Origin of the sequence: Amycolatopsis sp. NPDC048633, assembly GCF_040650695.1 — a bacterium.
Lineage (GTDB): Bacteria > Actinomycetota > Actinomycetes > Mycobacteriales > Pseudonocardiaceae > Amycolatopsis.
Map to the genome: position 1 here is coordinate 308,237 of NZ_JBEZHS010000004.1, position 26,684 is coordinate 334,920.

Genomic DNA, 26,684 nt, shown 5'->3' on the forward strand with positions numbered 1-26,684 from the left:
CGCTTGCGATCAGCGAAGGGTGCGCCAGCTCGTCGCCGGCTGGAAATGCGGCAGGCGGCGCGGGCGCGGGGCCGGCACTTCGGGTTCGGCCGGCTTCGGCGCGCCGATCGCGGCCAAGACCGCGACCAGCGCCGCCAGCTCCGTCTCGTCCGGCGCGCCGCGCAGGACCCGCACCACCGGGTCGCCCATCAGACCGGCGGGTTCCCGTGCTTGCGCGCCGGGATGTCGGCGTGCTTGGTGCGGAGCATCGCGAGCGAGCGGATCAGCAGCTCCCGCGTCTCGCCCGGCTCGATCACGTCGTCGACGAGGCCGCGCTCGGCCGCGTAGTACGGGTGCATCAGCTCGGTGCGATACTCCTTGATCTTCTGCGCGCGCACGGCTTCCGGGTCGTCGGCCGCCTTGATCTCGCGGCGGAAGATCACGTTCGCGGCGCCCTCGGCGCCCATCACGGCGATCTCGTTCGTCGGCCACGCCAGCGAGACGTCGGTGCCGATCGACCGCGAGTCCATCACGATGTACGCGCCGCCGTAGGCCTTGCGCAGGATCACCTGCACCCGCGGCACGGTGGCGTTGCAGTAGGCGTAGAGCAGTTTCGCGCCGTGCCGGATGATCCCGCCGTGCTCCTGGTCGACGCCGGGCAGGAAGCCGGGCACGTCCACCAGCGTGACGAGCGGGATGTTGAACGCGTCGCAGGTCTGCACGAACCGGGCGGCCTTCTCGCTCGCTTCGATGTCGAGCACCCCGGCGAGGACGGCGGGCTGGTTCGCGACGATGCCGACGACGTGGCCGTCCAGCCGGGCGAGCGCGCACACGACGTTGGTCGCCCAGCCGGCGTGCACCTGCAGGAACTCGCCGTCGTCGACGATCTCCGCGAGCACGTCGCAGATGTCGTAGGCACGGGCCGGGTCAGTGGGCACGATGTCGAGCAGCCGGTCGGTGCGGCGGCCGGGCGAATCGGCGGCCGGCACGTGCGGCGGCGCCTCGTTGTTGTTGGCCGGCAGCAGGGAAAGCAGGTACCGGACGTCGGCGAGGCAGGTCGCCTCGTCGTCGTAGGCGAACGCGGCGACGCCGGAGGTTTCGGCGTGCACGTCGGCGCCGCCGAGGCCGTTCTGCGTGATCTCCTCGCCCGTCACCGCCTGCACGACGTCGGGCCCGGTGATGAACATCTGCGAGGTCTCGCGGACCATGAACACGAAGTCGGTCAACGCGGGCGAGTACGCCGCGCCGCCCGCGCACGGGCCGAGCATCACGGAGATCTGCGGGATGACGCCGGAACAGCGGGTGTTGCGCCGGAAGATGCCGCCGTAGCCGGCGAGCGCCGTGACGCCTTCCTGGATCCGGGCCCCGGCGCCGTCGTTGAGCGAAACCAGCGGCGCGCCCGCGGCCTCGGCGAGGTCCATCACCTTGTGGATCTTCTGCGCGTGCGCCTCGCCGAGCGCGCCGCCGAAGATCCGGAAGTCGTGGGCGTAGACGAAGACCGTCCGGCCGTCGACGGTGCCCCAGCCGCAGACGACGCCGTCGGAGTGCGGCCGGCGCTGCTCCAGGCCGAACCCGGTGGCCCGGTGCCGGCGCAGGGCCTCGAGCTCGGTGAACGAGCCGGGGTCGAGGAGCAGCTCGATCCGCTCGTGCGCGGTCAGCTTGCCGCGCTCGTGCTGGCGCTGTGTCGCGGCGTCGTCGGGCCCGCGTCGCGCGGCGTCCTTGATCTCGCGCAGTTCGTCGAGCCGGTTGGCGAACGCGGCCGGTGCGTCAGACACGGACGCCTCCCAGCTCGTCGGCCAAGCGTCCCAGGATGACGCCCTGGTGGCGGGTGAGGAAGAAGTGCCCGCCGGACAGCTCGACCAGCTCGAAGCCGCCGGCGGTGTGGTCGGCCCAGGAGGCGACCTCGTCGACGGTGGCCATCGGGTCGTCGGAGCCGGTGAAGGCCACGATCGGCGCGTTCAGCGGGGCGCCCGGGGCGTATCGGTAGGTCTCGACGGCCCGGTAGTCGTTGCGCACGACCGGCAGGATCATGCGGACGACGTCGTCGTCACCGAGCAGGTCGGCTTCGGTGCCACTGAGCCGCCGCAGTTCGGCGATGATGCCGTCATCGGTCCGGGTGTGCACGCTCTCGTCCCGCACCCGCGAGGGAGCGCGCCGCCCGGAGACGAACAGGGCGGCGACTTCGACGCCGCCCCGCTCGAGCCGGCGGGCCGTTTCGTAGGCGACCATGGCGCCCATGCTGTGCCCGAACAGCGCGAGCGGCCGGTCAGTGTAGTTGCGCAGCAGCTCGGCAACCCGCTCGGCCATGGCATCGATGCTGGTCAGGAAGGGTTCGTGCCGCCGATCCTGCCGCCCCGGATACTGGACGGCGAGGACCTCGATGTCCGGAGCAAGCGCCTTGGCGACGGGGAAGTAGAAGGGAGCCGAGCCACCGGCGTGCGGCAGGCAGACGAGCCGCGCCTTGGCCTCGGGTGCCGCCGCGAACCGGCGGAACCAGTTCTCCTCGGCGTTGTCCACGTGGGCGACCATGTCGTCCCACCGCCCTTCCCGTCTCGGAGACTCCTCCCGGCCAAGCTAGCCAGCGGAGGTGCGGGCCAACGACCCCTAAGGCCCCCTAACGGTGGGGGTGACGGGTAAATGCGGCCAGGGTGGGTATGCGTCGTCCGCGGAGGTGTCGCACAGTGCAGGAGAGCTGGAGTGAAGCCGACCAGGCGAAGTGGCAGGTCCTGAACGTGGCGGGCCTCGACCGGCGCGGGCTGACCACGGCCCGCAGGTGGGTCGAGACCAGGCTGGGCAGCCTGCGCGAGACCGACTTGATCGACACCCTGATCGTGGTCGGCGAGCTGGTGGAGAACGCGTATGTGCATGGTGGAGGGCCTCGTCAGCTGCGGATCCACCGGGGGCATGACCCGTGCGAGGTGACGGTGGCGGTGGCGGATGCCGGGAGGGGCGAGCCGGTGCTGCGGGCGCCGGGGCGTGGTGGTGGGCGGGGGTTGTTGTTGGTTGACCAGATTTGCCTCGACTGGGGTGTGAGTCGTCATGACGATGGGAAACTGGTCTGGGCTCGGGTGGAGTGCTCGGAGAGTTAGCTCGACGTTTTCCTGGGCGGCTCGCCTTGGATCCGCAGGTGCTGGGCAGCAAGGTGGGCCTGGTTTCCGCGGATGCAGCGGCCGCTGGACGCAGGTGCCCGCGGGGCTTGAGCGGCTTCGGCGGAATTCGCAGCGCCGCAGGCACGCGCAGGTCCGGAGCGATTGCCCGCGGGCCTACCTGCGGCCGCCAGGGGATCCGCCTTGTCCAGCAAGCGATTGATGGTGCGGATGTCGCCGCGTCGGCGGATTCCCTGCGGCTTTCTGGAAAGTATCTGTCAAGGTTGCGAGCCGACCGGCGACTGCCGGGCAGAAACTGTTCTGCCCGGCGAGGTGCCTGCGGGGTGCCGGGGCGTGGGTGTAGGCCCGCAGCCGGTGACTACGGGCCTATCCCGTCTTCGATTGGTCACGCTGCGAATGGCAGCGGCTCGTGGAGGTTGTTGCGCCTGGGTTTTCGGCGCCTGTCCAGGAACACCGGTGGCAAGAACTCAGGCAACCCGTCGGCGGCGATGCGGACTTGCCAGCCCGAGCGGTGCAGTAGTCGGTGGTGATGAGCGCACATCAGCACCAGGTTGCCCAGCTCGGTGGGGCCGCCGTCGGCCCAGTGGCGAATGTGATGACCCTGGCAGTGTCGTGGTGGGCGATGGCAACCCGGGAACGCACACCCGCGGTCGCGTAAGTACAGCGCGCGGCGGATTCCGGTGGAGATCAGGCGGCTTTGGCGGCCGAGGTCCAGGGGTTCGCTCTTCTTGCCCAGGACTGCGGGGATGAGCATGCAGTCGCACGCGTGGATCCGGGCTTCGGCGGCTGACATGGTGCCGAGGTCGCCGAGGGTGGCCCGGCCGGCGCCGGCCTTGGGTGTGGCGGTGTCGCCGAGCGGGGCTGTGCCGATGCCGGACTTCAGATCCTCCAACGAGACCGCGATCATCACGTGCGCTCGCTCGCCAGCCTGCATCGGCAACTCTGGGGAATTCAGAGCGAGGTCGATCGCGTCGGAGAAGGCGTCGCCGTAACGTTCCTGCGGCGAACGCAAGTCCGGGCCCTCGTCGGTCGTGCGGCGTTGAGCCAGGGAGTCCAGCAGAGCACTGGCGCGGGTACCGGTCTCGTCGTCGAAGCGGCCGTGCAGCTCCCAGACCCCGGTTCTTTTGCGGCGCAACGACAGCTCGCGGCTGGGCGTGGCCGATTCGGTCGTGTCGGATTCGGCGCCGTCGGGGTCGAGGTGGGCCACGATCCGGGCACCCAACGCCGCGACCTGCTTGTACCCGGCATCCTCGGCGAACGACAGCAGATGCTGCTCGGCCTCGTCGCGATGTTCGGGCGAAAGTTGAGTCACTACACCAACGATCGTGTCGATCATCGGCGTGCTCAACCGGCCAGCCAGGGCAGCAGCACCGGTGGCGGGAGCAACCGCGGGGATGGGAGTGCCGTCGAGGTTGCAACCAGGCGCGAGAGCCCGGGCTCGCTTCACCACGGTCTCGGCAGCGGACTTGGGAACATCGGCGAGGTGCTCGAAAAGCCGAGCAACAGACCGGTATCCGAACAACTCCATCACACCGCGGGACTCGATTTCCACCAGCAGAGAACCGATCTCAGCCTCGGCAGACCGCACAACCGTGAGCAGCGCGGAGACACGGTCGGCCAAAGCCACCGCATCCGCACGCCACACCGTTTCCCTGTCCACAAACCAAGATTACCGACAACCGAACGCACGTTCATCACACGAACAGGTGATCATCTAGCAAGGGCCCGATCACAAAGGACGCCCCCAGCAGCACCTAAGACAACTGCGGCACCAGCTTCAGCCAAGCGATCGCCTCAGCCGTATCCCAATGCACCGGCAGCATCCGCTCCAACCCCAACGCGGTGATCGGCCGAAGCAGCGACCGGCACCGCCCGGCGATCGCGAACGGCACTCCGCCGGCCCCGGCGTCCAGCAGGATCGTCAGGACTCGGGCGCTGCAGAACGTCACCGCCGAAGCGTCGAACACCAGCGCCGGCGGGGCGAGCAAGAGCTCCCGGTTCAGCAGGGCGTCGAAACGGTCGGTGACCGCGAGGTCGAGGTCACCGACGGCAGCGATCACGCTCGCTTCGGCGGTCGAAGTCAGGTCGAAGGTCGCGGACGGGCGGGTTCGGGGAGCGGGGATGAGCATCGCTGAGGGCCTCCTTGGCGAAGCACGGTGAGGCCGGACAAAGGGTCCGGGCCCACGGCAGCCCAAGTGAAAAGGGCTGCAGGATCGAGGCACGACGGCTGCAGGCTGAACCGCTACTCCCCTCACCCTACAACCGATGCGTAAACGATGCAGATCGACGCCGGAAGCGGGCCGGCGTCGTGCCCAGCTCGGCCCGGAACGCCCGGGAAAACGCCGATTCCGACTGGTAGCCGACCTGGCCTGCGACGGAGGCGACCGTCGCTGAGGAAGTCGACAGCAGCTGGGCCGCCGCCATCATCCGGGCCCGGGTGAGGAACGCCCCCGCCGTCATCCCCGTCTCGCGGACGAACCGTCGCAGGAACGTCGCGCGGGACATCGCCACCTGACGACTGAGCCGCTCGATCGTCCAGGCCGCCCCGGGGTCGTCCAGGACACTGGAGACCGCCGAGGCGATCCCCGGGTCGGCCACCGCCGTCCACAGGACGTCCGCCGTGGCCGTGCCGCGGGCCGTCCGCAGCACCATCGCCAGCAGGACCGTGCACAGCGCGGACAGGATCGCCGCCGTGCCGGACCCCTCCCGACCTGCCTCCCCGCGCATCAGGAAACTCAGCCCACGCAGGACCTCGTCCGTCTCGGGAGACTGCCCGAACGACACGTGGACCGCGCCGGGCAGGCTCCGGAACAGCAGCGCGCCCGCCCCCGCGTTGACCCTGAAGTGGCCGCAGAACAGGTCGATGACCGGGTCGCCGCCGCGCTCGCTGCGCGTCGTGACGAAGGCGTCGCCGCCCGTGTCGACGATGCCGCGCGGCTCGCCCGGCCCGGCCGTGGTCACCCGGTGCTCGGCGCCGCTCGGGATCAGCACGACGTCGCCGGGACGCAGCTCGAACACCTGGTGGCCGACCGAAAGCCGGCACTCCCCCTCGAGCAGGACGTGGAAGGGCACCTCCAGCTCGCCGTACCGGGCGACGTCCATGCGCGTGCCCGCCCCGAGCAGGCAGTGCTTCTCGAGCGTCGCTTCGAGCTGGGCTCGGCTCAGCAACCGGCTGACAGTGTCCACTCTGATACTTTCGAGCAGAAAACTGATACTGGCAAGCCTGGTCGTATCACCACAGCCGACGCACACTCGACCGTATGGAAAAGCTCACCGCGGATGTCCTGGTCATCGGCTTCGGCAAGGGCGGGAAGACCGCCGCCCACGCGCTCAGCGACGCGGGCCAGCGCGTCGTCCTCGTCGAACAGTCCGAAAACATGTACGGCGGCACCTGCCCGAACGTCGGCTGCGTGCCGACCAAGATGCTCGTCCACTACTCGAACGCCCGGCGCATCGAGGACGACGCGCAGGAGTTCTTCGCCCACTCGATCGCCGGCGTCCGCGCTCTGACCAGCGCCTTCCGCGCGGGCAACTTCGCGTCGCTCGACGGGAAGGACACCGCGGCCGTCATCACCGGTACCGCCCGGTTCGTCGACCCGCACACCGCCGCCATCGGCGAAGGCGACGACCGCATCACCGTCACCGCGCCGACGATCCTGGTCAGCACCGGCTCCGCGCCGGTCATCGCGCCGATCCCGGGCCTGGCCACCAGCAAGCACCTGGTCAGCAGCACCGAGCTCACGCAGGCGGCGACCCTGCCCGAGCGCCTGATCGTCGTCGGCGGCGGCTACCTCGGGCTCGAGTTCGCGTCGATCTACCGGCACTTCGGCACGCACGTCACGGTCCTCGAAGGAGCGGACCGGCTGCTGCCCCGCGAGGACGAGGACATCGCCGGGACCGTCCGGCAAATCCTCGAAGGCGACGGCGTCCGGATCATCACCGGCGCGAAGATCACCAAGGTCGAGGACAGCGGCGCCGTCGCGAAGGTCGTCTACGAAAAGGACGGGCGGACGCAGGAAGTCGAAGCGAGCGCCCTCCTGCCGGCCACCGGCCGCCGGGCTGTCACCGACGGCCTGCGGCTCGACGCGGCCGGCGTCCGGACCACGCCGAACGGGGCCATCGAGGTCGACGAGCACCTGCGCACCAGCCAGCCGCACATCTACGCCGTCGGCGACGTCAACGGCGGCCCGCAGTTCACCTACGTGGCCCTCGACGACGCCCGGATCGTGCTGGACCAGCTGCTCGGCGAGGGCAAGCGCACCACGACCGACCGGGTGGCCGTGCCGCACACGCTCTTCGTCACCCCGCCGCTGGCGACCGTCGGCCTGACCGAACGCGAAGCCCGCGCCGAGGGCCGGAACATCACGGTGTCCCGGGAAAAGGTCGCCGACATCATCGCGATGCCGCGGGCCTACACGGTCGAGGAGACGCGCGGGGTCATGAAGTTCATCGTGGACGCCGACACCGACCTGATCCTCGGCGCGGCGCTGCTCAGCATCGACGCGCAGGAGGTCATCAACACCGTCGCGCTGGCCATCCGCCACCACATCACCGCGACCGAGCTGCGCGACTCGATCTACACGCACCCGAGCACGACCGAAGCCTTCAACGAGGTCTTCGGCAAGGTCGTCAGCGGGTAGAACGCACACCCGCGGCGGCATCCGGTGGGGATTCTCCCCATGGCCAGACCGGCGCCGCCGCCCTAGCGTGGGAACCCGGTGACGAGGAGGTTCCCGCGGATGCTGATCGACGACCTGGCGGCCGGGCTGCCGGCGGACCGGCTGGTCCGTGACCCGGACGTCGTGGCGAGCTTCGCCCACGACGAGGCCGAGTGGGCGCCCTACGCGCAGCCCGCGGTGGTCGTCCGGCCGCACACCGCCGAAGAGGTGCAGGCCGTGGTCAGGGCCTGCCTGGAGCACCGCACCCCGCTCGTCACGCGCGGGGCCGGCACCGGCCTCTCCGGCGGCGCGAACGCCGTCGGCGGCTGCGTCGTCCTCGTCACCGACCGGCTCACCGCGATCAAGGAGATCGACGAGCGGGAGCGGTACGCCGTCGTCGAGCCCGGCGTGGTCAACGACGACCTGCGCACCGCCTGCGCCGAACGCGGCCTCTGGTACCCGCCCGACCCGGCCAGCTCGCCGTGGTCGACCCTCGGCGGCAACGTCGCCACCAACGCCGGCGGCGTCTGCTGCGTCAAGTACGGCGTCACCCGCGACTACGTCCTCGGCCTGCAGGTCGTCACCGGCACCGGTGAGCTCGTCCGGCTCGGGCGCCGCACCGCCAAGGGCGTCGCCGGCTACGACCTGACCGGGCTGATGGTCGGTTCGGAGGGCACGCTCGGCGTGATCACCGAAATCACCGTCCGCCTGCGGCCCGCCCGCGCCGCCGAGCGCACGGTCGCCGGCTACTTCGACACCACCGTCGCCGCCGGGCAGGCCGCCGCGGCGATCGCCGCCCGGGGCGTGCTGCCGTCGGCGCTGGAGCTCGTCGACCGGCACTGCCTCGCCGCGGTCGACCAGTGGAAGAACATGGGCTTGAGCGCCGACGCGAACGTCGTGCTACTCGCCCGCACCGACTCCCCCGGTGCCCTCGGCGAGCACGAAGCCGCGGAGATCCTGGACTGCTTCGAGCAGGCCGGGGCGACCTGGGCCGCGCAGTCGACCGACCGGGCCGAGGCCGACGCGCTGTTCGCCGCCCGCCGCCTCGCCTACCCCGCGCTGGAACGGCTCGGCCCGGTGCTCACCGAGGACGTCTGCGTCCCGACCCAGGCCGTGCCCGAGATGCTCGCGCGCATCGACGCGGCGGGACAGCGTCACGGCGTCCACATCGCCAACGTCGCGCACATCGGCGACGGCAACCTGCACCCGCTGCTGGTCACCCCGGCCGGCGACGAGGCCGCCCGGAAGAACGCCCAGGCCGCCTTCGAGGACATCATCTCCGACGCCCTCGACCTCGGCGGGACCGTCACCGGCGAACACGGCGTCGGCCTGCTCAAGCAGCCCGGCCTCGCCCGGGAGCTCGGCCCGGGCGTCCTCGCGATGCACCGCGCGGTCAAGAACGCCCTCGATCCGCACCACATCCTCAACCCCGGCAAGGTCTTCCCCGAAGGGACACCCGCATGATCGTCCGCACCACCGCCGGCGAGGTCCGCGGCGAGCCGATCGCCACCGGCGTCCGGTTCCGCGGCATCCCCTACACCGCCGCGCCCGAAGGCGAGTTGCGGTTCGCCGCGCCGGTCCCGCCGCCCGCCTGGGACGGCGTCCGCGACACCCGCGAGGCCGGACCCACCGCGCCCCAACGGCATCGTGAGATTCCCGGCCTCGACCTCTCGCCCCTGGTCGGCAGCCCCCGACCGGGCCCGGACTACCTGACGGTCGACGTCTGGACGCCGGACCCGGCCGCGGAAGGACTGCCGGTGCTGGTGTTCGTGCACGGCGGCGCGTTCATCGGCGGCACCGGCTCGGCCCCGGCCTACGACGGCACGGCGTTCACCCGCGGCGGCGCCGTGCTCGTGACCCTGCAGTACCGGCTCGGCGTCGACGGCTTCCTGCCCCTCGAAGGCGGCGCGACCAACCTCGGCCTCCGCGACCAGCTCGCCGCGCTGCGCTGGGTCCAGGAGAACATCGCGGCGTTCGGCGGCGACCCCGCCAACGTGACGCTCTTCGGCGAGTCCGCGGGCGCGATCAGCGTCGCGTGCCTGCTCGGTTCCCCGCTGTCGGCCGGGCTCTTCCGCCGCGCAATCGTCCAAAGTGGACATCCCAACATGGTGCGCGGGCGTGCGGAGCTGGAGCGGGTGACGCGGGTGGTCGCCGACAGGCTCGGCGTCGAACCCACCGCCGACGCGTTCCGGAAGCTCTCGACCGAGCAGCTGCTCGACGCCCAGGACGCCCTCCTGAAGCCGGGCGGCGGCCCCGACCTGCGTGACGACGACGGCCGCGACCGCAGTTTCGGCCTCAGCCCGTTCCTCCCGCTGGTCGGCGACGACGTCCTGCCGAACCACCCGGCCGAGGCGATCCGGAACGGCGCGGGCGCCGGCGTCGACCTCATCGCGGGCACGTGCCGCGAGGAGATGCTGCTCTACTTCGGCCCGACCGGGCTGCTCGACGTGCTGACCGACGAGCAGGCCGTGGCCATGCTGTCGGCGTCGCACCCGGACGCGGCGGGCGTGCTCAAGGGCTACGGCCTGGGCGACGGCCGGAAGGCGGGCGAGGTGTTCGTCGAGGCCATGACCGACCTCGTCTTCCGCGACGGCGTCAAGGAGCTCGTCGAGAACCACCAAGGCCGCTCGTTCCGGTACGAGTTCGACTGGCGCGCCCCGGAACTGGGCGCGTGCCACGGCATGGAACTGCCGTTCGTGTTCGACTCCCTGGAGGCGTCCGCCGGCCTCGTCGGCGACCACCCGCCCGCCGAGCTGGCCCGCGAGGTCAACGCGGCCTGGACGCGGTTCGCCGCCACCGGCGACCCCGGCTGGGCCGCGGACGAAACGACCCACCTGGGCTGATGGACCCCCAGCGCGAGCTCTACGACCTCGTCCTGCGCCTGTCGGCGGTCCACGACCTCGACGCGCTGGTGCAGGAGGTCGTCGACCACGCGCGGCGCCTGCTCGGTGTCGACGTCGCCTACCTGGCCCTGGCGGAACCGGACGGCTCGCTCGTCATCCGGGTCACCGACGGCTCGCTGGGCCCGCGGCTGCGCGGGGTCGTGCTGCCGCCGCACAGCGGGCTGGCCGGGCAGGTGGCGGACACGGGCGAACCGGTGCAGAGCGCCGACTACCTGGGCGATGCCCGGCTGACGCACCTCGGCGAGGTCGACCGCGTCGCCGAGGACGAAGGCCTGCGGACGATCCTCGGGGTGCCGCTGCGGCTGCGGGGCAAGGTGGCCGGCGTGCTGATGGTGTCGCAGCGCGCGGTGCGCCGGTTCACCGCGGCCGAGTCGTCGCTGCTGACGTCACTCGGCTCGTTCGCCGCCATCGCCATCGAGAACGCCAAGCTGGTCACGGCGCTGGCCGCGGCGAACGACCGGCTGGAACGCGCCGTGCGGCTGCACGACCGGCTATCGGAGGTGGCGCTGCGCGGCGGCGCTCCCGAAGACGTCGTGGTCCCGCTCTCGGAGCTGGTGCCCGGCCTGGTCGTGGTGGCCGACGAGCACGACGAGGTCCGCGCCGCCGCCCGGGACGGCACGCTGACCGAGGCGCCGCTCGACGGCACACCGTCGGCACTGTTCGCCGGTGTCCGGCGGACTCAGGTGACCGAGCGGGCGGTCACCGTGCCGGTCGCCTCGGCGAACACGTATTTCGGTGCGCTGCAAGTGGTTCTCGACGCGCCGCTCGACGAGGCGGACGTCCGGCTGCTGGAACGCTCGGCGATGACGGTCGCACTGGTGGCGTCGGTCGAGCGGGCCGAACGCCGGACGACCGAGGAGCTGGTCGAGCACCTGGTGACCCGCCGGGTCCGCGAGGTCCCCGCGTACGCCCGCGACCTGCGGCGCCCGCACCTGGTCGTGGTGAGCGAAGACCAGCGGTTGCGGAACCTCGCCCCGCTTTCGTCCAGAGTGGACGGTCGCGTGGTCGCCTTGGTCCGCGCGGACGAGGCGACGGTCCGGTCCTGGTCGCTGGGCACGACCGGCCTCGCCGGCCCGGCGACCGGCACGACCGCGCTGGCCGACGCGTACGACGACGCGGTCGCGTGCGTGCGGGTCCTGGAAGCACTGGGCCGCACCGGGGTCACGGCGTCGCCCGCCGATCTCGGCCCGTACCGCTACCTGCTCAGCCAGGCCGGCCGCGCGGAGGCCGGCGCGTACGCCGCCCGGACCCTCGCCCCGCTGCTGGCCCACGACGAAGAGCGCGGCACGGACCTCGTCCACACGGCGGAGGTGTTCCTGCGCGGCGGCCGCCGCAAGGCCACCGCGGCCGAGGAGCTGACGATCCACCCGAACACGCTCTACCAGCGCCTGGACCGCATCACGGCGTTGCTCGGCGAAGACTGGCAGGAGGGCGACCGCGCGCTGGACGTCCACCTGGCCCTGCGCATCCACCGGCTGAGCCGCGAAGTGAATTAGTCAACCCCTATTTCTGCCATTCCGCACAGAACCGGGAATCTTGACACGGCGAACGTCCGTCAGGCATCGTCGAGAGACGAAGGCCACATTTCCAGCCTTTCCTCCGCGCAGATGAACCCACGGAGATGAATCATGACGAATATCAAAGTGACGCTTTCCGGCGGTCCGGCCGAGCTGGTCGAACAGCACCGCGACTGGACGGTCGGCAGCATCGGCGAAGTCGCGAAGGTCAGCTTCGGCGCCGGGTACGAGCACTTCTCCCACGAGGGCGAGTTCACGACGACCAGCGGCGGCGACCAGGTACCGGTGTTCGCCTGGTGCGGCCGCACCAGAGTCGCCGAGTGACCCGCGGCCGCGTCTCCACCCGGATCTCCACCCCGAGGAGGTCCTGCTCCACCCGGTGGCGGCGCTAGTTTCCTTCCGGTCGGGCACCGCGGGAAAGCGGCGCCGCCATCGGGAGGGAATCCACCATGGGTGAAGTACTCGGTTTCATGCTGCTCCGTTTCGCCATCATCGGCGGCGGGATCTTCCTGCTGATCCTGCTGCTCGGCGTGGTCGTCTACGCGCTCAAGAAAGCGGGCCGGTACGACCAGGCGAAGCAGGCCGGGAGCAAAGCACTCGAGTACCTCGAGGAGCGCCGCAAATCGTGACCGGTCAGTCGTGGTCGAGGCCGTGCCGCACGGCGTAGCGCATGGCCTCGATCCGGTTGCGGGCCCCGATCTTGGCGAACGCGTTGTTGATGTGCGTCTTGACCGTCGTCTCGCCGATGAACAACGCGGCCGCGATCTCGCCGTTGCTCAGCCCGGCGGCGATCCGGCCGAGCACCTCGGCCTCGCGCGCGGTGAGCCTGTCCGGAAGGCTTTCCTTGCGCGGCAGGGGTTTCGCGGTTCCGGACAGCGCTCCGGCGACCTGGCGCGAGACGTCGGCACCGAACGTCAGCTGCCCGGCGACGACGGCGCGCAGCGCGGCGCCGATCTCGTGCCGGCCCGCGTCCTTCGTCAGGTACCCGCGGGCGCCCGCGGCCAGCGCGCCGGCGATCGACTCGTCGTCCGAGTACGTCGTGAGGACCAGGACGGCGACGTCCGGGTGCTCGCGCGTGAGGCGCCGGGTCGCCTCGACCCCGCTCAGGACCGGCATGTTGAGGTCCATCAGCACGACGTCGAGCCCGTCGAGCCGCCCGGCCAGGTCGAGCGCCTTCGCGCCGTCGGCCGCCGAGCCGGCCACCTCGACGTCGTCGAGCAGGCCCAGCAGCGCGACCAGGCCTTCGCGCACGACCTGCTGGTCGTCCACCACCATCACCTTGATCGCCCGCGGCTCACCCATGACCCGCAGTCTGCCGCATCACCGCCCGCCCCGCGGTGGGTATCCTCACGAGGGTGACGACCACCCGCCGGCGTACCTGAGGGGTCCACTGTGGACATCCGGTTGTCCGTGCTGGACACCTCGCCGATCGTCGCCGGGTCGACCGCGCGACAGGCGCTGGCGAACACCCTCGACCTCGCCGTCCTGGCCGACGAGCTGGGCTACCACCGCTACTGGGTGCCCGAGCACCACGGGATGCGCGGGGTGGCGAGCGCCGCGCCCGCCGTCGTGGCCGGCCGGCTCGCCGCCGCGACGCACCGCATCCGCGTCGGCGCGGGCGGGGTGCTCCTGCCGAACCACGCACCGATCGTGGTGGCCGAGCAGTTCGGCACGCTGACGGCGTTCCACCCCGGCCGCGTCGACCTCGGCCTGGGCCGGGCACCCGGCGGACCCCGGTCCGCCGTCGACCTGGTCCGCGGCGGCCGCACCGCACCGGACTTCCGTGAGCAGGTCGAGGAGCTGCTCGGGTACTTCACGCCCGGGGACAAGCCGCTCGCGGTCCCGGCGGCCGGCAACGCCCCGGAGGTCTGGCTGCTCGGCTCGTCGCCGTCCAGCGCGCGGCTCGCCGGCGAACTCGGGCTCGGGTACGCGTTCGCCCGCCACCTCAACCCCCGCGACGCGGCCGAGGCGACCCGGACGTACCGCTCGGCGTTCCGGCCCGGTCTCCGTTCGTCGCCGGTGACGCTGGTCAGCGTGGCCGTGATCGCAGCCGGGACCGACGAGCGGGCCGACTGGCTCGCCGGCCCGAACCGGGTGAAGGTGGCGCGACGGCTTCGCGGCGAACGCATCCTGCTGCCGAGCCCGGAGGAGGCGGCGCCGCAGCCGGCCGACCCCCTCGACCACGTCCTGGTGGGCTCGCCGCCGACCCTCCGCGACCGCCTGCGGTCCCTGGCGGACGCGACCGGCGCCGACGAGCTGATGGTGACGACCCCGGTCTACGACCACGCCGACCGGCGGCGGTCCTACGAGCTGCTGGCGTGCCTTTGAAGATGAAGCCGGCGCAGCGCGAGGTCGTCAACGGCGAAGCGGGGCTGGTCGCCACCGTCGGCGGGCGGCCGGTGGCGGTGTTCGGTCCCACCGTCCGCGGCGGCCGGTTCGTGGAGATCACCATCGTCGCCGACCCGCACCGCGTCGCGGAGCTGGTCCGGCCGGGAGAATGACCGCGTGCTGATCTCCGAGCGAGTCAAGACCCACTGGTGGCGCGGCGCGCTCGTGGTGGCGGCGGTGGCCGTGGCCTGCTTCTCGGCGAGCCCGTTCGCCGGAGTCTTCTGCCTGCTCCCGATCCTGCTGTGGTGCGGGCTGGCGCCCTCGCCGCGGACCGGGCTGGTCGTCGGGCTCGTTCTGGTGGCGCTGCTGGCGTGGTTCGTGCTGCCGGGCGCGCTGGGCTTCGCCGGGCGGTGGGTCCCGGCGCCCATCGAGGTCTACTGGCTGCACACGACGCTCGCGGCGGTGATCTGCGCGATCGGGGCCCGGCGCGGGGTCGTCCGGCTGTTCCTGCTGGTCGTCGCCGGGTTCGTCGTCACCGGCGGCGCCCTCTTCGCCGCGTACGAATCCCCGCCCGGCGACGAAGGAGTCGCGCCCGGCCCTGCCCAGCTGCGAATCACCCGGAGCATCGGGTGCGGCTCCCACGACTGCTGGGGCGTCCTGGAAGCCACCGGCGACCGCGCCCCCGACGTCATGCGCGAGTACGTGCTGGAGCGGCACTTCACGCCCGCACCTCAGAGCGGGATCACCCAGATCCCCCAGTACTGCCGGCACACCGGGGTCGTGGTGGACCACACCGTGTGCGTGGGGCTGCGGACCCTCGCGCCGGACGCCGTCCGGGCCGAGTGGTACGTCGGCTGAGGAGGTGGCGCGGCGGACTCGGGGCCGCCACGCCACCCGCGGGCCTCAGCCCGGGGCCACCGCCCGGCCCGTCTGAGGCGAAATCATCCCCGCGCACAGCCCGCGGCTCGCCAGGGTCTGCGCGATCCGCGGGATCGCGGACAGGGTGTTGCCCGGCCATTCGTGCATCAGGATGATCTGGCCGTTGCCGAGGCGGGCGTTGGCCTGGACGATCGCGTCCACGCTCGCGTTGTTCCAGTCCTGCGAATCGACGTCCCAGATGATCTGCCGCAGGCCGTACTTCGCTTCGACGGCCTGCAGCGTCCCGTTGGTTTCGCCGTACGGCGGGCGGAACAGCTTCGGCGTGCCGCCGCCGGCCGCCGAAATCGCTTGCTGCGTCCGGGAAATCTCGGAGTCCATCTGGGACTGGCTCTGCTGGGTGAGGTGCGGGTGGGTGTAGCTGTGGTTGCCGACCCACATGCCGGCGCTCACCTGGGCCCGCACCTGGGCCGGGTACGCGGCGGCGTACTGGCCCTCGTTGAACATCGTCGCCCGCAACCCGTTCTGCCGCAACGCGTTCAGCAGGGCGGGCGTGTGCGCGTTCGAGGGCCCGTCATCGAAGGTGAGGCCGACGTACCCGTTGCAGGCGGCGGCGTGCGCCGGGGCGACAGAGGTCATAGTCGTCACGGCCAGGGCGGCCGCCAGGATCCAAGGACGCATGGTCAGCCCACCGACAGGTTCGCGTTGCCGCTGCTCTGGTAGCCCTCGGTGGCGAGGATCATGTAGTAGTTGAAGCTGCCGAGCCGCATGCCGTAGCGCGCCCAGGCGTCGAAGTGGTTGCCGGTGGTGATGGTGCCCCCGGTCTTCTTCTGCTGCCGCACGGACCAGTACTGGTTGAAGGTCTTGGTCCCCTCGACGGACGGCGCGTTGTACCGCGTGGTCTGGTAGATGTCGTAGGTGCCGCCGTCACTGGTGACGGTGCCCTTGTAGGTCCCGGTCGGCCGGTAGGTGCCCCAGTTGTCGACGATGTAGTACTCGACGAGCGGGTTCGATGTCCAGCCGTAGAGGGCGAGGTAGCCGTTGCCGGAGGGGTTGAAGCTGCCGGAGTAGTTCACGGTCCGCCGGCTCCCGTTGCTCCACCCCTTGCCCCCGACGAAGTTCCCGACGTTGCTCCAGTTCATCCGGTAGTTCCCGCCGGAGCCGAGCGTCATCTGGACCGAGCCACCACCATCGGTCCAGAACGAGTAGTAGTACCCGCCGTTGTTCCCGGTCTGGCTGGTGGTGATGACGGTGTCGGCCCGGGCAACGCCGGGCAGAAGGGTGGCGATGAGAGCGAGGGCGGCCCCACCGGCGAACACCCTGAAGCGGTTCTTGATGCGCATGCTTCCTCCTCGTCGAGGCTGGCCAGGATGGAGAAAGCATGTGATCGGGGTCGGCGGTGGGGCAATAACTTTCGGAAAGTTTCGGGAGTACGGCAGGCTTTACCCAATCACCCGAGCCGCCGGCGCCGGGCGAGGTCACGCCGCCGCGCGAGAAGCCGGATCCAGGCTCGCCCACCCGAGGTTTCGACGGCCTGGTAAGTGTCGGCGCCGCTCCGTTCGCTGTGCCTGATGACTTCGTCGAAGACCCAGTCCGACGCGATCACGGCGAGCACTGCCTTGGTTTCGGCCAAGGCTTGCTTCAACTCGGGCGCGTCGAGCAACTGCTGCGCGTGGAGAATCGACGAGCCGGTGACGCCATGATCGTCGTAAGAAACTTCCCCGGCGTGCAAGGCAAGTCTGAGCCGGATCCGTTCCGGCGGCAGATGGGCGATGTTGTGGGCCACGAGTTCGTCGGTCAGCGCTTCGAGGAGCAGGTCGACGAAGAGCGTTTTCGAGATCTGCGCGGGAGCCAGTACGAGCACACCGTCCCCCAGATCCACGTGCCGGCAACCGGCCCACTGAATCTCGGCGGTGACGAAAGCCCGCTCAAGAGCGCGATACATCCCGCGGCGGATGCGCACCTTGTTGGGATTGGTCCGGCTGCGCCGCCCGAACCCCTCGACATCGACGACCACGATCGTGCAGTGAGCGGTGTTGAGCCCGAGACTGCCCTGCCAGTCGACCTCATCTGCTTGAGCCTCCAGGAACGGGGCGACGCCGAACGCCCCGGGGGCTTGGCCAGGCCTCAGCCGGCCCGCGCCACGTGTCCGCCCGCCTGGCCGCGCTGCGGGCGGCCTGGTTGTCTCGGGATCGGACATTCTCAGCCCCTTCGGCCAACATCAGCCGATCGAGCGAACGTCATCGAGCGTGTCGCGGCTAGCTGATGTCTATCCTTAGGTTAAACAACCGGATACTCCACCACTACCACCTCTGTAGCACTGTTCGGTTACTGTAACCACGAACATCCTCTCGCCGCTGCGCCTGCACATGCAAAGGAGCTCGACGTGTCAGCGCCCTCGTCGCCGGTCGTCGCGTCTTGGGAGCTCGCCCTGCGCTTGAAGCGGCGCCGCGAGCAGCTGGGTGTCGAAGTCCGGACGATCACCGAGGCACTCGGCTTCACGCGCAACTACTGGTCCTTGGTGGAGAACGAGCGCAAGATCCTCTCTTTGGAGAGCCTCACGCGGATCGTCGAGCTGTTCGAGTTCGACGCCGAAGAGAAAGAGGAGCTCCTTGCCCTCCGCGCCGCAGCCAAGGAGCGCGGCTGGTGGACGCGTTATTCTGCGCTTTTCGACAATGAGATCCAGCGACTCTTCGGCCTGGAGCAGGGCGCCCGGAGCATTCGGGACTACGAAAACCTGCTCATTCCCGGACTACTGCAGACAGCCGACTACACCAGAGGCATCATGATGCCCGACGTGACCATGCGTCCAGTCGAGGTCGACCAGCGCGTAGAGGCCAGATTGCGCCGGCAAGTGCGACTCGCCGACGAAAACGACCCGTTCACCTTCACCGCTGTCATCAGCGAAGCCGCGCTCCGACAGCAGATCGGTGGCAGACACGTGCTCCGCAACCAGCTCGAGCACCTCGCCACCCTGATCGAGCAACGCCCGGACACGCTCGACATCCGAGTGATCCCATTCACGGCGACCGCGTGCGGACTGTTCGGGGGAGCGACCGTGGTACTTCTCGACTTCGACAACCCTCAGCTCCCGACCTTGGCATGGCAGGAAACTGTCACTTCCTGGGGAACGATCGATGACCCAACACAGGTCAGGAATCTCACCACAACGTTTCAGGATGCCTACCGGCGGGCCCTGAACAAGGAAAAAACCCTTCAAATGATCCGCCACCACGCCGGGGAGCTGGAATAGAATAATTGAAAAAAAAAATCTCGCGTTCCACCGTTCTTTATCGTAGCGAATGGTTCAAGAGCAGCTACTCCAATGCTGGCGGGAGCTGCGTAGAGACTCGCCTCAAAGGACATGCCGCCCAGGTGCGTGACAGCAAAGACCGCCGAACGAACTCGCCAGCAATCGAGTTCTCGGCGGCAGCCTGGACAGGATTCCTGCAGGTGCTACTCAATAAAAACCGATAAAGGTCGCAGATAAACACATTGAATAATCAAGGAATTGGGTTGATCAAATGAAGCGATGCCTCACGCCCACCCGCGGCGGGTGGCGCAAGAGCAGCCATTCGAATGCCAGTGGCAGCTGCGTAGAAGTCATGTTCACGCCGAATACCACCCTCGTCCGCGACAGCAAGGACCGCCGGCTCGACCAGCCGGTCGCCGAATACTCGTCGGACGCGTGGACCCGCTTCCTCGAGAACTTAGCGCCCGGACATTCCTGACGCCGGATCGATGTAGCTTGATGAGGGCGCTCCCGAGCGCCCTCATCAGCCCATTGCCAGGCCGTCCACCCGACCTACGTCCTCTTCTTCCCCCGGCCCCAGCAACCGGACCCATCCTTGAGCCGCCGTCTCCTTCTCCTGTACGAAAACCGGCCGGTACCGCTCGGGACGGCTCACCGGACTGTGCCGGATGATCTCGTCATAAAACCAAGCCGAAGCGATCACCGCGAGTTCTCCCTCCGCAGCCGCCAGCGCATCCTTCAGCATCACGGAGTGGAGCAGCCGGAAAGCGTGCACGATCGCCGCTCCTGTTCTGCCGTGGGCGTCGTAGCTCACCTCTCCCGCGTGCAACGCCGCCCTGAGGCGGATTCTCTCCGGTAGCCGGTGCAGGCCGTTGTGGTCGGCCAGAAAAGTCGTGAGCGCGGCGGGAACCAGCTCGCTGAACACTGCCTTCGGGTAGCTCGCGGGCACCAGCACGAGCACTCCGTCGCCGAGGTCGGCGCGGTAGCAGCCGAGCCATGAAACGCCACTGGCCGCCAGCGCCCGCTGCATCACGTCGTAAAGGCCCGCCCGGAGGGTCAGCCGGTGCATGTTGGTCCGGTCGACCGCGGCGAACCCGTCGATTTCGACGATGAGAATGGTGTGGTGCACCGGGTCCGCGATCGGTTCGACGAGTTCGACCGAACTCCCCCGCAGCCATTGCCACACATCCGTCCACGACATGACGCGATCGTGAACTCACCCGGTGGACACTTCGCTTGCCGCCTGCTGGACAAAACCTTGACAGCCCCTTGACCTGCGCTGAAACCGCTCAGCCGCCGGGTTACGGTGCTCGGCAGGAAGACCGGCCGGGTGGACGGGGAAACCCGATGGAGTTCCGGATCCTGGGGCCCGTGGAGCTCCTGCTCGGCGATCGGAAGGTTGCGCTCGGGCGGGCCAAGGAACGGTGCCTCTTGGGCGTGCTGATGCTCAACCACGGCAAGGTCGTCGCCGTCCGGACCGTCATCGAAGCGCTCTGGGACGACAGCCCGCCCGACCATGCCAAGAACGATCTCCAGACCTACGTCAGCCGGCTGCGGGCTTGCCTGCGCGGGTTCGGGGTCTCCGCGCGGATCGTCACCCAGCGCGCCGGCTACCAGTTCCTGCCCGAGGACGACGAGCTCGACTACGCGCGCTTCAAGACCTTGATCCGCGACGGCGAGCACGCGCGGCAAGCCGGACGGCTCGACGATGCCGCGAACGCTCTGCGGGAAGCGATGGAGCTCTGGCGGGGCCCCGTGGTCGAAGACCTCGGCAGCATCTGGATGGAGCAGAAACGGGAAGACCTCGACCTCTACGACCGCGTCGCCGCCTACCAGTCGTTGTGCGCCGTCGAGCTCGAACGCCGCAACCACCGCGAGGTGCTGCGGATCCTCGACGACGCCATGGTCGACCACGAGCTCGACCCGCAGTACATCGCGCAACGGCTCACCGCGTTGAACGGTCTCGGGCGCTACGAAGTCTTCGACGCCTACTGGAAACAGGTCTACGACCGGTCCGTCCGGTCATTCGGGACCGGGCCTTCTCGCGAGCTGCAAGAACTGCACCAGCGGCTGCTGCAGTCCCGGGATTCGCTCGCGCCGGCCGACCTGCACCGCACCCAGGCGGCGCTGCGCTCGCTGCCGCCCGCCCAGCTGCCGTCGACGGTCAGCCAGTTCGTCGATCGCGACGAAGATCTCGGGCGGCTGAACGAACTGTTCCTGCGCTCCCGGGTCGGCGGTCCGCCCGCGACGCTGATCGTCGCCGTCACCGGGCCCGCCGGGGTCGGCAAGACGGAGCTGGGACTGCACTGGGCGCACGCGATCCGTGAGCGGTTCCCCCACGGCCAGCTGCACGCGGACCTTTCCGGGTACGGCACCGGCCCGCCCCGGGACCCCGCCGACGTGCTCGCCGAATTCCTCGACGCGCTCGGCGTCGCCGCCGCGGCCGTGCCCACGAGCCTGGGCGCCCGGACCAGGATGCTGCGGACCCTGCTCGACGACCGTCGCGTGCTGTTCTTTCTCGACAACGCCCGGGATTCCGAGCAGATCGTGCCCCTGCTGCCGGGCAGCGCGCACGCCGTGGTCGTCGTGACCAGCCGGCATCGGCTGAGCGACCTCGTGACCCGCCACGGCGCCTACCGGCTGGAAGTGGCCCGCTTCTCCGAAGCCGAGATCGCCCGGCTGCTCGAGAGCCTGCTTCGCGACTCCCCGGCCGAGCCGCCCGATCCGGCGGCCGCGCTCGCGCTGACCGGCGGCGCCCCGCAAGTCGTCCGCACCCTCGCCGAACTCCTGCCCGGGGCCGGCGCACTGCCGAGCGTCACCGAGCTCTTGCTGGCCGGCGAACTGGCGTCGGGCACGATCCTGACGTCGGTGCTGTGGTCCTACCGTGCCCTGGATCCGGCGGCCGCCCGGCTCTTCCGCTCACTCGCGCTCCACATCGGCCCCAGCCTCTCCGTGGAAGCGATCTGCGCCCTCGACGGAACCGACGACGAAATCTCCCGCGGCGCGATCAACATGCTCGGCTCCCTGTACCTCGTCGACAGGGAAGACGGCCGCTACCGAATGGACGCCCTGACCCGCGCGGCCGGCACGCGGCTCGCGCTCGCCCACGACTCCCCCGCCGATCGCCGCGAGGCCGAGACACGGCTCCTCGACTGGTACATCGCCCGGGTCGCGGACGCCGCCGAGGTCCTGGCGCCCGCCCTGCGGCGCACGGCCGAGCTGCCCCAGGCCGGGCGTCTGCCGGATTTCATGGCCGCGGAAGCGTTCCTGGCCGACGAGGAAGCGAGCCTGTGCGCCGCGATCGGCCGCGCGGCGGACGGCAGCCTGTCCCGGGCGGTGACGTTGCTCCGGCTGGCGCGGCCCCACCTGGCCATCGGCGACACCGCATCCGAATGGCACGACGCCGTCCAGGCCGTGCTGCTCGCGACCCGGGCCGAACACGACCTCGACGCCGAGGGACAGGCCTGGGCCACCCTGGCGCGGATCCATCGCGCCCTCGGCGATCCGGAGAAGACGGAGGAATCCCTCGAGCTGGCGAGCGCGATCTTCGGCAATACCCGCAACAGCCGTGACCGGTCCGAAGTCCTCGTCCTGCTCGCCCGCCATTCGGAAGACTCCGGCGACCGGATCCGCGCCGAATCCTGTCTGCGCCAGGCCCTCGACATCCAGCACAGCCTCAACGAACCGGCCCAGTGCGCCGCGGTCCACGGCGCCCTCGGCACGCACCTGCGTCGTCAAGGCGAGCTCGAAGAAGCGGAGACGCACCTCGCCCACGCGAAAATGCTGTACGCCGAACTGGGCGACCACCGACGCCACGCCGCGATGGCGCTGGAACTGGGCCTGCTGAGCCGCCGGTCCGGCCGCACCACGGAGGCGATCCGTCAGTTCACCGAGGCCGTCACGCTGCACGACCGTCACCCGGCCGACCACGAGCGGACGCTCACGGCGCTGGTCGAGCTGAGCGAAGCGGCCTGTGACGCCGAAGAGCACAGCGACGTCCTGCTGTTCGCCCGGAAAGCGCTGGGGGTTTCCCGTTCTCCCGCCGACCACATCCAGGTCGTGCGCGCGCTGGTGGCGCTGGTCCGGTCCCTGGCCGCGACGGGCCGGCAGGCCGAAGCGTGGAACGAGTCCCGCCAGACCATCGCCCTCGTCGCCGACCTCGACGACCCGATCCGGGACCACGTCCGTGAGCAGTTCACGAAGCTCGGGCTGTGGCCGCCGCCCAGCTCTTGAGGCGGGACACCCGAAACGGCTGGGCCTGCCATCGCGACTGAGCAACTGTGACCGGCAAGTACGAACCCCTGCGACAGCACCTCGCCGCGCGCGACGGGCCCTCGGTGGAGCTCACCTTCGCGGAAATCGCGGAGTTGGTGCACGGACTTCCCGCTTCCGCCTACAGCACCCGGCAGTGGTGGGCCAACAGCAGCGTCACCCAGGCCGAAGCGTGGCGGCAGGCGGACTGGCACGTCGACACCGTGAGCTTCGACCGCCGGCGCGTGAGGTTCGCCCGCGGCAAGGTGGGTGGCAGCTACCTCGCACGTGGCCGGCGACCGGCCACGAAGAAGGCTGCGCCCGTGCTGCCCGACGAGTTCGACCCGATCGAGCTCGACGTACGGGTGCAGATGCGCTGGCACCTGCCTGCCGACGTGACATTGGACGACGCCGGAGGGCTCCTGTTCCCGGTGCTGCCGCACACAGCCGGCGTCTATCGGCTCATCTTGTCCGGCGCCCCGGGTCAGGACCGGCCGCAGGTCTACGTCGGTGAATCCGAGGACCTGTCCCGCCGGACCGGGCACTACCGTCGGCCGGGCCCGACGCAGCAGACGAGCCAGCGGGTCCACGACCTCCTCGTGCAGCATCTCCACGACGGCGGCGTCGCCGGAATGGCCGTCGCGACATCGGCCACGATCTTCACCGGTGAGGTCACTCGGGAACTGTCGCTCCGGCGCAAGACCGCTCGCGTGCTGGCCGAGCACGCCGCGCTCGCGATGGTGTACCTCGACGACACCGCGACCGTCCTCAACCGCGACAAGGACAGCGAGGCGTGACCGGGAACCGTTCACCGGAATTAGGGAAATTCCGGTTGCTTCCCCGTTAGCTTGACCCCCGTACTGTTTCCAAAACGCAGGGGGTCAATTCCATGAAACGCACAACCGCAGCGATCACGCTCGGGCTGGCGGCAACCGTCCTGCCGCTCGTCGGGGGCACTGCCGCTTCCGCGGAAACCGCCGCCATCACCTGTGGCACCCAGTGGACGCAGGGTTCCTCCGGCCCGAACGCGCGGGACTACCAGTGGGGCAACTGTGGCTCCGCCGCCACGAAGATCAAGGTCTACTCCCTGACCTACGGCGGTGTCTTCAAGACCCTGATCGGCGAAAAGTGCGTCGCCGCCGGTGCGGTGGTCCCGCTCGGCGGGACCACCGACTGGCGCGTCCTGTCCTACACCGGCGAAGGCACCGGCGCGGGCTGCTGACCCGATGCAATGAGTGACTCATTCCTGGCGTCCAGCGCCAGGAATGAGTCATTCACTGCGGCACCTACTCCCGCAGGCCGATCGCGTCGATCGGGCGGGCCCGCAGTGCCACCCACGTCGACAGCCCCATCGCCAGCAGTCCCAGCAGGGCCGCGCCGCCGATGATTCCGAAGTAGACGGACAGCGGGCCCGACGGCAGCGGGTTTCCCCGCAGTCCCACGTTCAGCAAAGCCAGCGGTACCACCGCGACCACCGTCCCCACGACCACCGCGATCCCGACCGTCGCCAGCGCCTCGAGCCGCATCATGTGGGTCACCTGGCGGCGGGTCGTGCCGACCAGCCGCAGCAACGCGAACTCGCGCGACCTCTGCGCCGTCGTCAGGACCAGTGTGTTGGCCACCGAAATCGCCAGGTACCCGACGATGACGCCGACCGCGACCAGGTTCAAGTAGAACTGCGCCTGCCGCTCGCCGCCTTCGGGGGCCGACGGCGAAGAAGCCACCGTCAAGCCGGGATACGGCAACGAGCGAAGCGCCGATGCGATCACCGCGGGATCGGCGTCGGGAGAACGCCGGACGAGCACCGAGTCGTCCAGCCGGCCGCCGTTGTGCTCCCGTGCGAGCCCGACCGGCAGCACGAAGTCGCCGAACGCCATGTCACGCGTGTACGTCGCCACCAAGCGCAGCTTCGCCGGGACGCCGTCGCCGAAGTAGAACGACACCTCGTCGCCGATCTTCTTGTCCAGCCAGTCCGCCTCCGACCGGCTCAACGCCACCGTGTCCCCCCGCAGGTCCGCGAGCCGCCCGGCGTCGACGCCCAGCTCCAGCGCGCCCCGGACCTGGTCGCCCGCCAAGCCCTGCGCGGGCTTCCGCTGGACGTCCATGGCGTCGCCGGTGGCCGTCGCGACGATCACCGACGTCCGCACCACCGGCGTCGCCGCCGCGACCCCCGGCACCCGGGCGACCGCCGCGGCGACCTCCGGCGAGACACCCGCCGGGCCGCTCAGGACGTAGTCGGCCGTCGTCGAGCGGGCCGACTCCTCCGCCGCGGCCGCCGTCGAAGACGTCTGGCTGTAGAACGTCGCCAAGGCGAACGCGATCGACAGCATCAGCGGGGTCACCGCCGCCGCGAGCCGCCGGGTGTTGGCCTGGGCGTTCGCGCCGGCCAGGTACCCGCTGATCCGCCAGACCCGCCCCAGCACCGGCGCGAGCACACGCATCACCAGCGCGGTCACCTGCGGGCCGACCACCGCCAGCCCGATGACGACGACCAGCGTCGCCATCGTCGAGATCGCGGTCCCGATTTCGCCGCGCAGGAACAGCGGCACCAGCGCACCCCCGAAGCCCACGAGCACCAGGCTCCAGCCGGTGATCGAGCGGCCGCGGCCCAGCTCACGGCGTTCGACCGCCGCCTCGCCGAGCGCTTCGACCGGCCGGATCATCGACGGCCGCCGCGACGCCGCCCAGGCCGCCAGCCGGGCCGCGCCCAGGCCGAGCAGCACCGCGGCGATCGGCGGGAGCGGGCTGATCGCCAGCGCGAAGTCGGGCGGGATCACGCCGATCGCGGCGAACGCGTCCCGCAGCCCGGCCGCCACCGCCAGGCCCAGCGCGCCACCGAGCACGCCGGCGACGAGCGCGACCAACGTCGTTTCGATGCCGATGAGCTTGCGGATCTGCCTCGGCGTAGCGGCCACCGCCCGCAGCAGCGCGAACTCCCGGCGCCGCCGGTTGATCGTCAGAGCGAGCGTGCTCGCCACCACGAACACGGCCACGAGCAGGGCGAACCCGCCGAACGAGCCGGCGACGGCCAACAGCAGCAGCCGCGTCTGGCTGACGTCGAGGAACTCGATCGTGCTGCGCTCGACGCCGGTGGTGACCTCGGCGCCGGCCACGACCGCGCCGATCCGCTCGGCGAGCGTCTCCGGCGTCACGCCGGGCTCGGCCAGGACGCCGATCGCGTGGGCCTGGCCGGGCTGTCCGGTCAGCTCCGCGGCCCGCTGCGGCGTGAAGAACAGCGCCGACTGCCGCGACAGGGCGTCGACGACACCGCTGACCCGGAACGTCTGCGGCACCGACCGGGTCGCGATCCGCACCTGCCCGCCGACGCCGACACCCGCCCGCTGGGCCAGGTCAGCGTCGAGAACGACGTCGCCGGGGGCCGCGGGCGCCGCACCGGCCCGCAGCGTGAACGGCGCCAGCACGGCCGCGTCCCAGTTGTGGCCCAGGGACTGCGGGCCGCCGAGCACCTCCCCGGAAGCCGTCACGACCTGCGCCGGGAAGCTCTGCTCGGCCACCGCCGCGCGGACGCCGGGCACCGAGGCGATCCGGCCGGCCAGCGTCTCCGGCACCGACGGCTGCTCGCCGACCTGCTCGGACGTCAGCGCGTCGGCGCCCGGCGGGTGCACGGTCTGGGCACCGCCGACGACGACAGCTGCGGCCGCGTAGCGCTGGGTGGGGACGCCGGCACGCAGGCCGGACTCCATGAGGACCCCGCAGCCCGCCACCAGGGCGGTGCCGCACAGGATCGCGATGAACGCGCCGGCGAACCCGCCGAGCCGCGTCCGGATCGTCTGCCAGGCCAGGGACAGCAC

28 protein-coding genes are annotated in these 26,684 nt (G+C 70.5%); 16 read left to right on the forward strand and 12 right to left on the reverse strand.

What is annotated here, in order from left to right; translation table 11 throughout:
• Positions 1-9: 9 nt before the first annotated feature.
• Genes AB0C38_RS12000 through AB0C38_RS12010 form a run of 3 tightly spaced genes read right to left on the reverse strand, consistent with a single transcriptional unit; the run spans position 10 to position 2,508 of the window.
• Positions 10-189 (reverse strand): acyl-CoA carboxylase epsilon subunit, encoded by a 180-nt coding sequence (locus AB0C38_RS12000; protein WP_360670645.1) that lies wholly within the window; start codon positions 187-189, stop codon positions 10-12.
• Entirely contained in the window at positions 189-1,712 is a 1,524-nt protein-coding gene (locus AB0C38_RS12005) for an acyl-CoA carboxylase subunit beta (protein WP_360670985.1), read from the reverse strand. Before AB0C38_RS12005 ends, AB0C38_RS12000 begins: the two co-directional genes overlap by 1 nt.
• 34 nt (positions 1,713-1,746) lie before the next feature.
• Positions 1,747-2,508, reverse strand: coding sequence for an alpha/beta fold hydrolase (locus tag AB0C38_RS12010; protein ID WP_360670648.1), 762 nt, complete (start codon positions 2,506-2,508; stop codon positions 1,747-1,749).
• Between the two features lie 152 nt (positions 2,509-2,660).
• On the opposite strand from AB0C38_RS12010, the gene AB0C38_RS12015 reads away from it, so the two are divergent.
• Positions 2,661-3,068, forward strand: a complete 408-nt coding sequence (locus AB0C38_RS12015; RefSeq protein WP_360670651.1) for an ATP-binding protein — start codon at positions 2,661-2,663, stop codon at positions 3,066-3,068.
• A gap of 403 nt (positions 3,069-3,471) precedes the next feature.
• Here AB0C38_RS12015 and AB0C38_RS12020 read toward each other — a convergent pair whose 3' ends face one another.
• From AB0C38_RS12020 to AB0C38_RS12030, 3 genes are all read right to left on the reverse strand, one after another.
• The gene (locus tag AB0C38_RS12020) at positions 3,472-4,746 is read right to left on the reverse strand and encodes a DUF222 domain-containing protein (RefSeq protein ID WP_360670654.1); all 1,275 of its coding nucleotides are present in this window, start codon (positions 4,744-4,746) and stop codon (positions 3,472-3,474) included.
• A gap of 94 nt (positions 4,747-4,840) precedes the next feature.
• On the reverse strand, positions 4,841-5,215 hold the full coding sequence (locus AB0C38_RS12025) for an STAS domain-containing protein (protein ID WP_360670657.1): 375 nt from the start codon (positions 5,213-5,215) through the stop codon (positions 4,841-4,843).
• Positions 5,216-5,342: 127 nt separating this feature from the next.
• Positions 5,343-6,272, reverse strand: coding sequence for an AraC family transcriptional regulator (locus AB0C38_RS12030; protein WP_360670660.1), 930 nt, complete (start codon positions 6,270-6,272; stop codon positions 5,343-5,345).
• Between the two features lie 74 nt (positions 6,273-6,346).
• On the opposite strand from AB0C38_RS12030, the gene AB0C38_RS12035 reads away from it, so the two are divergent.
• From AB0C38_RS12035 to AB0C38_RS12060, 6 genes are all read left to right on the forward strand, one after another.
• Positions 6,347-7,726 carry an FAD-dependent oxidoreductase gene (locus AB0C38_RS12035; RefSeq protein ID WP_360670663.1) on the forward strand — a complete coding sequence of 460 codons (1,380 nt, stop codon included), beginning with the start codon at positions 6,347-6,349 and terminating at the stop codon, positions 7,724-7,726.
• Between the two features lie 99 nt (positions 7,727-7,825).
• The gene (locus AB0C38_RS12040; protein WP_360670665.1) at positions 7,826-9,208 is read left to right on the forward strand and encodes an FAD-linked oxidase C-terminal domain-containing protein; all 1,383 of its coding nucleotides are present in this window, start codon (positions 7,826-7,828) and stop codon (positions 9,206-9,208) included.
• Complete coding sequence (locus AB0C38_RS12045) at positions 9,205-10,587, forward strand: carboxylesterase family protein (protein WP_360670668.1); 1,383 nt, start codon at positions 9,205-9,207, stop codon at positions 10,585-10,587. The genes AB0C38_RS12040 and AB0C38_RS12045 overlap by 4 nt, the downstream gene beginning before the upstream one ends.
• Positions 10,587-12,143, forward strand: a complete 1,557-nt coding sequence (locus AB0C38_RS12050) for a GAF domain-containing protein (protein WP_360670671.1) — start codon at positions 10,587-10,589, stop codon at positions 12,141-12,143. Before AB0C38_RS12045 ends, AB0C38_RS12050 begins: the two co-directional genes overlap by 1 nt.
• Positions 12,144-12,275: 132 nt before the next feature.
• A complete protein-coding gene (locus tag AB0C38_RS12055) occupies positions 12,276-12,488 on the forward strand; it encodes a DUF5988 family protein (protein ID WP_360670674.1) in 213 nt (70 codons plus the stop codon).
• A 125-nt stretch (positions 12,489-12,613) separates the two neighbouring features.
• Positions 12,614-12,793: a hypothetical protein gene (locus AB0C38_RS12060; RefSeq protein ID WP_360670677.1), complete on the forward strand. Its 180-nt coding sequence runs from the start codon at positions 12,614-12,616 to the stop codon at positions 12,791-12,793.
• A 4-nt stretch (positions 12,794-12,797) separates the two neighbouring features.
• Here AB0C38_RS12060 and AB0C38_RS12065 read toward each other — a convergent pair whose 3' ends face one another.
• The gene (locus AB0C38_RS12065; protein ID WP_360670680.1) at positions 12,798-13,466 is read right to left on the reverse strand and encodes a response regulator transcription factor; all 669 of its coding nucleotides are present in this window, start codon (positions 13,464-13,466) and stop codon (positions 12,798-12,800) included.
• Positions 13,467-13,562: 96 nt separating this feature from the next.
• Here AB0C38_RS12065 and AB0C38_RS12070 point away from each other — a divergent pair, with 96 nt between their 5' ends.
• From AB0C38_RS12070 to AB0C38_RS12080, 3 genes are read left to right on the forward strand one after another with little or no spacing between them, the layout of a single operon-like run.
• Positions 13,563-14,492, forward strand: coding sequence for an LLM class flavin-dependent oxidoreductase (locus tag AB0C38_RS12070; RefSeq protein ID WP_360670988.1), 930 nt, complete (start codon positions 13,563-13,565; stop codon positions 14,490-14,492).
• The gene (locus AB0C38_RS12075) at positions 14,483-14,665 is read left to right on the forward strand and encodes a hypothetical protein (RefSeq protein WP_360670683.1); all 183 of its coding nucleotides are present in this window, start codon (positions 14,483-14,485) and stop codon (positions 14,663-14,665) included. The genes AB0C38_RS12070 and AB0C38_RS12075 overlap by 10 nt, the downstream gene beginning before the upstream one ends.
• A 4-nt stretch (positions 14,666-14,669) precedes the next feature.
• Complete coding sequence (locus AB0C38_RS12080) at positions 14,670-15,350, forward strand: hypothetical protein (protein WP_360670685.1); 681 nt, start codon at positions 14,670-14,672, stop codon at positions 15,348-15,350.
• 45 nt (positions 15,351-15,395) lie between these two features.
• Here AB0C38_RS12080 and AB0C38_RS12085 read toward each other — a convergent pair whose 3' ends face one another.
• From AB0C38_RS12085 to AB0C38_RS12095, 3 genes are all read right to left on the reverse strand, one after another.
• Complete coding sequence (locus AB0C38_RS12085; RefSeq protein WP_360670688.1) at positions 15,396-16,049, reverse strand: polysaccharide deacetylase family protein; 654 nt, start codon at positions 16,047-16,049, stop codon at positions 15,396-15,398.
• Positions 16,050-16,051: 2 nt separating this feature from the next.
• Complete coding sequence (locus tag AB0C38_RS12090; RefSeq protein ID WP_360670691.1) at positions 16,052-16,711, reverse strand: glycoside hydrolase family 11 protein; 660 nt, start codon at positions 16,709-16,711, stop codon at positions 16,052-16,054.
• 107 nt (positions 16,712-16,818) lie between these two features.
• Positions 16,819-17,568, reverse strand: coding sequence for a hypothetical protein (locus AB0C38_RS12095; protein ID WP_360670694.1), 750 nt, complete (start codon positions 17,566-17,568; stop codon positions 16,819-16,821).
• A gap of 186 nt (positions 17,569-17,754) precedes the next feature.
• Here AB0C38_RS12095 and AB0C38_RS12100 point away from each other — a divergent pair, with 186 nt between their 5' ends.
• Genes AB0C38_RS12100 through AB0C38_RS12110 form a run of 3 tightly spaced genes read left to right on the forward strand, consistent with a single transcriptional unit; the run spans position 17,755 to position 19,099 of the window.
• The gene (locus AB0C38_RS12100) at positions 17,755-18,621 is read left to right on the forward strand and encodes a Scr1 family TA system antitoxin-like transcriptional regulator (protein ID WP_360670697.1); all 867 of its coding nucleotides are present in this window, start codon (positions 17,755-17,757) and stop codon (positions 18,619-18,621) included.
• Between the two features lie 5 nt (positions 18,622-18,626).
• Positions 18,627-18,845 carry a DUF397 domain-containing protein gene (locus AB0C38_RS12105; RefSeq protein ID WP_360670699.1) on the forward strand — a complete coding sequence of 73 codons (219 nt, stop codon included), beginning with the start codon at positions 18,627-18,629 and terminating at the stop codon, positions 18,843-18,845.
• A gap of 47 nt (positions 18,846-18,892) precedes the next feature.
• A complete protein-coding gene (locus AB0C38_RS12110) occupies positions 18,893-19,099 on the forward strand; it encodes a DUF397 domain-containing protein (protein WP_360670702.1) in 207 nt (68 codons plus the stop codon).
• A gap of 45 nt (positions 19,100-19,144) precedes the next feature.
• Here AB0C38_RS12110 and AB0C38_RS12115 read toward each other — a convergent pair whose 3' ends face one another.
• Positions 19,145-19,822, reverse strand: a complete 678-nt coding sequence (locus tag AB0C38_RS12115; protein WP_360670704.1) for a hypothetical protein — start codon at positions 19,820-19,822, stop codon at positions 19,145-19,147.
• 146 nt (positions 19,823-19,968) lie between these two features.
• Here AB0C38_RS12115 and AB0C38_RS12120 point away from each other — a divergent pair, with 146 nt between their 5' ends.
• From AB0C38_RS12120 to AB0C38_RS12130, 3 genes are all read left to right on the forward strand, one after another.
• Positions 19,969-22,854 (forward strand): BTAD domain-containing putative transcriptional regulator, encoded by a 2,886-nt coding sequence (locus tag AB0C38_RS12120; protein WP_360670707.1) that lies wholly within the window; start codon positions 19,969-19,971, stop codon positions 22,852-22,854.
• 47 nt (positions 22,855-22,901) lie between these two features.
• Positions 22,902-23,669, forward strand: a complete 768-nt coding sequence (locus AB0C38_RS12125) for a hypothetical protein (protein ID WP_360670710.1) — start codon at positions 22,902-22,904, stop codon at positions 23,667-23,669.
• Positions 23,670-23,761: 92 nt separating this feature from the next.
• Entirely contained in the window at positions 23,762-24,094 is a 333-nt protein-coding gene (locus AB0C38_RS12130; RefSeq protein ID WP_360670713.1) for a hypothetical protein, read from the forward strand.
• 64 nt (positions 24,095-24,158) lie between these two features.
• Here AB0C38_RS12130 and AB0C38_RS12135 read toward each other — a convergent pair whose 3' ends face one another.
• A complete protein-coding gene (locus AB0C38_RS12135; RefSeq protein ID WP_360670991.1) occupies positions 24,159-26,684 on the reverse strand; it encodes an ABC transporter permease in 2,526 nt (841 codons plus the stop codon).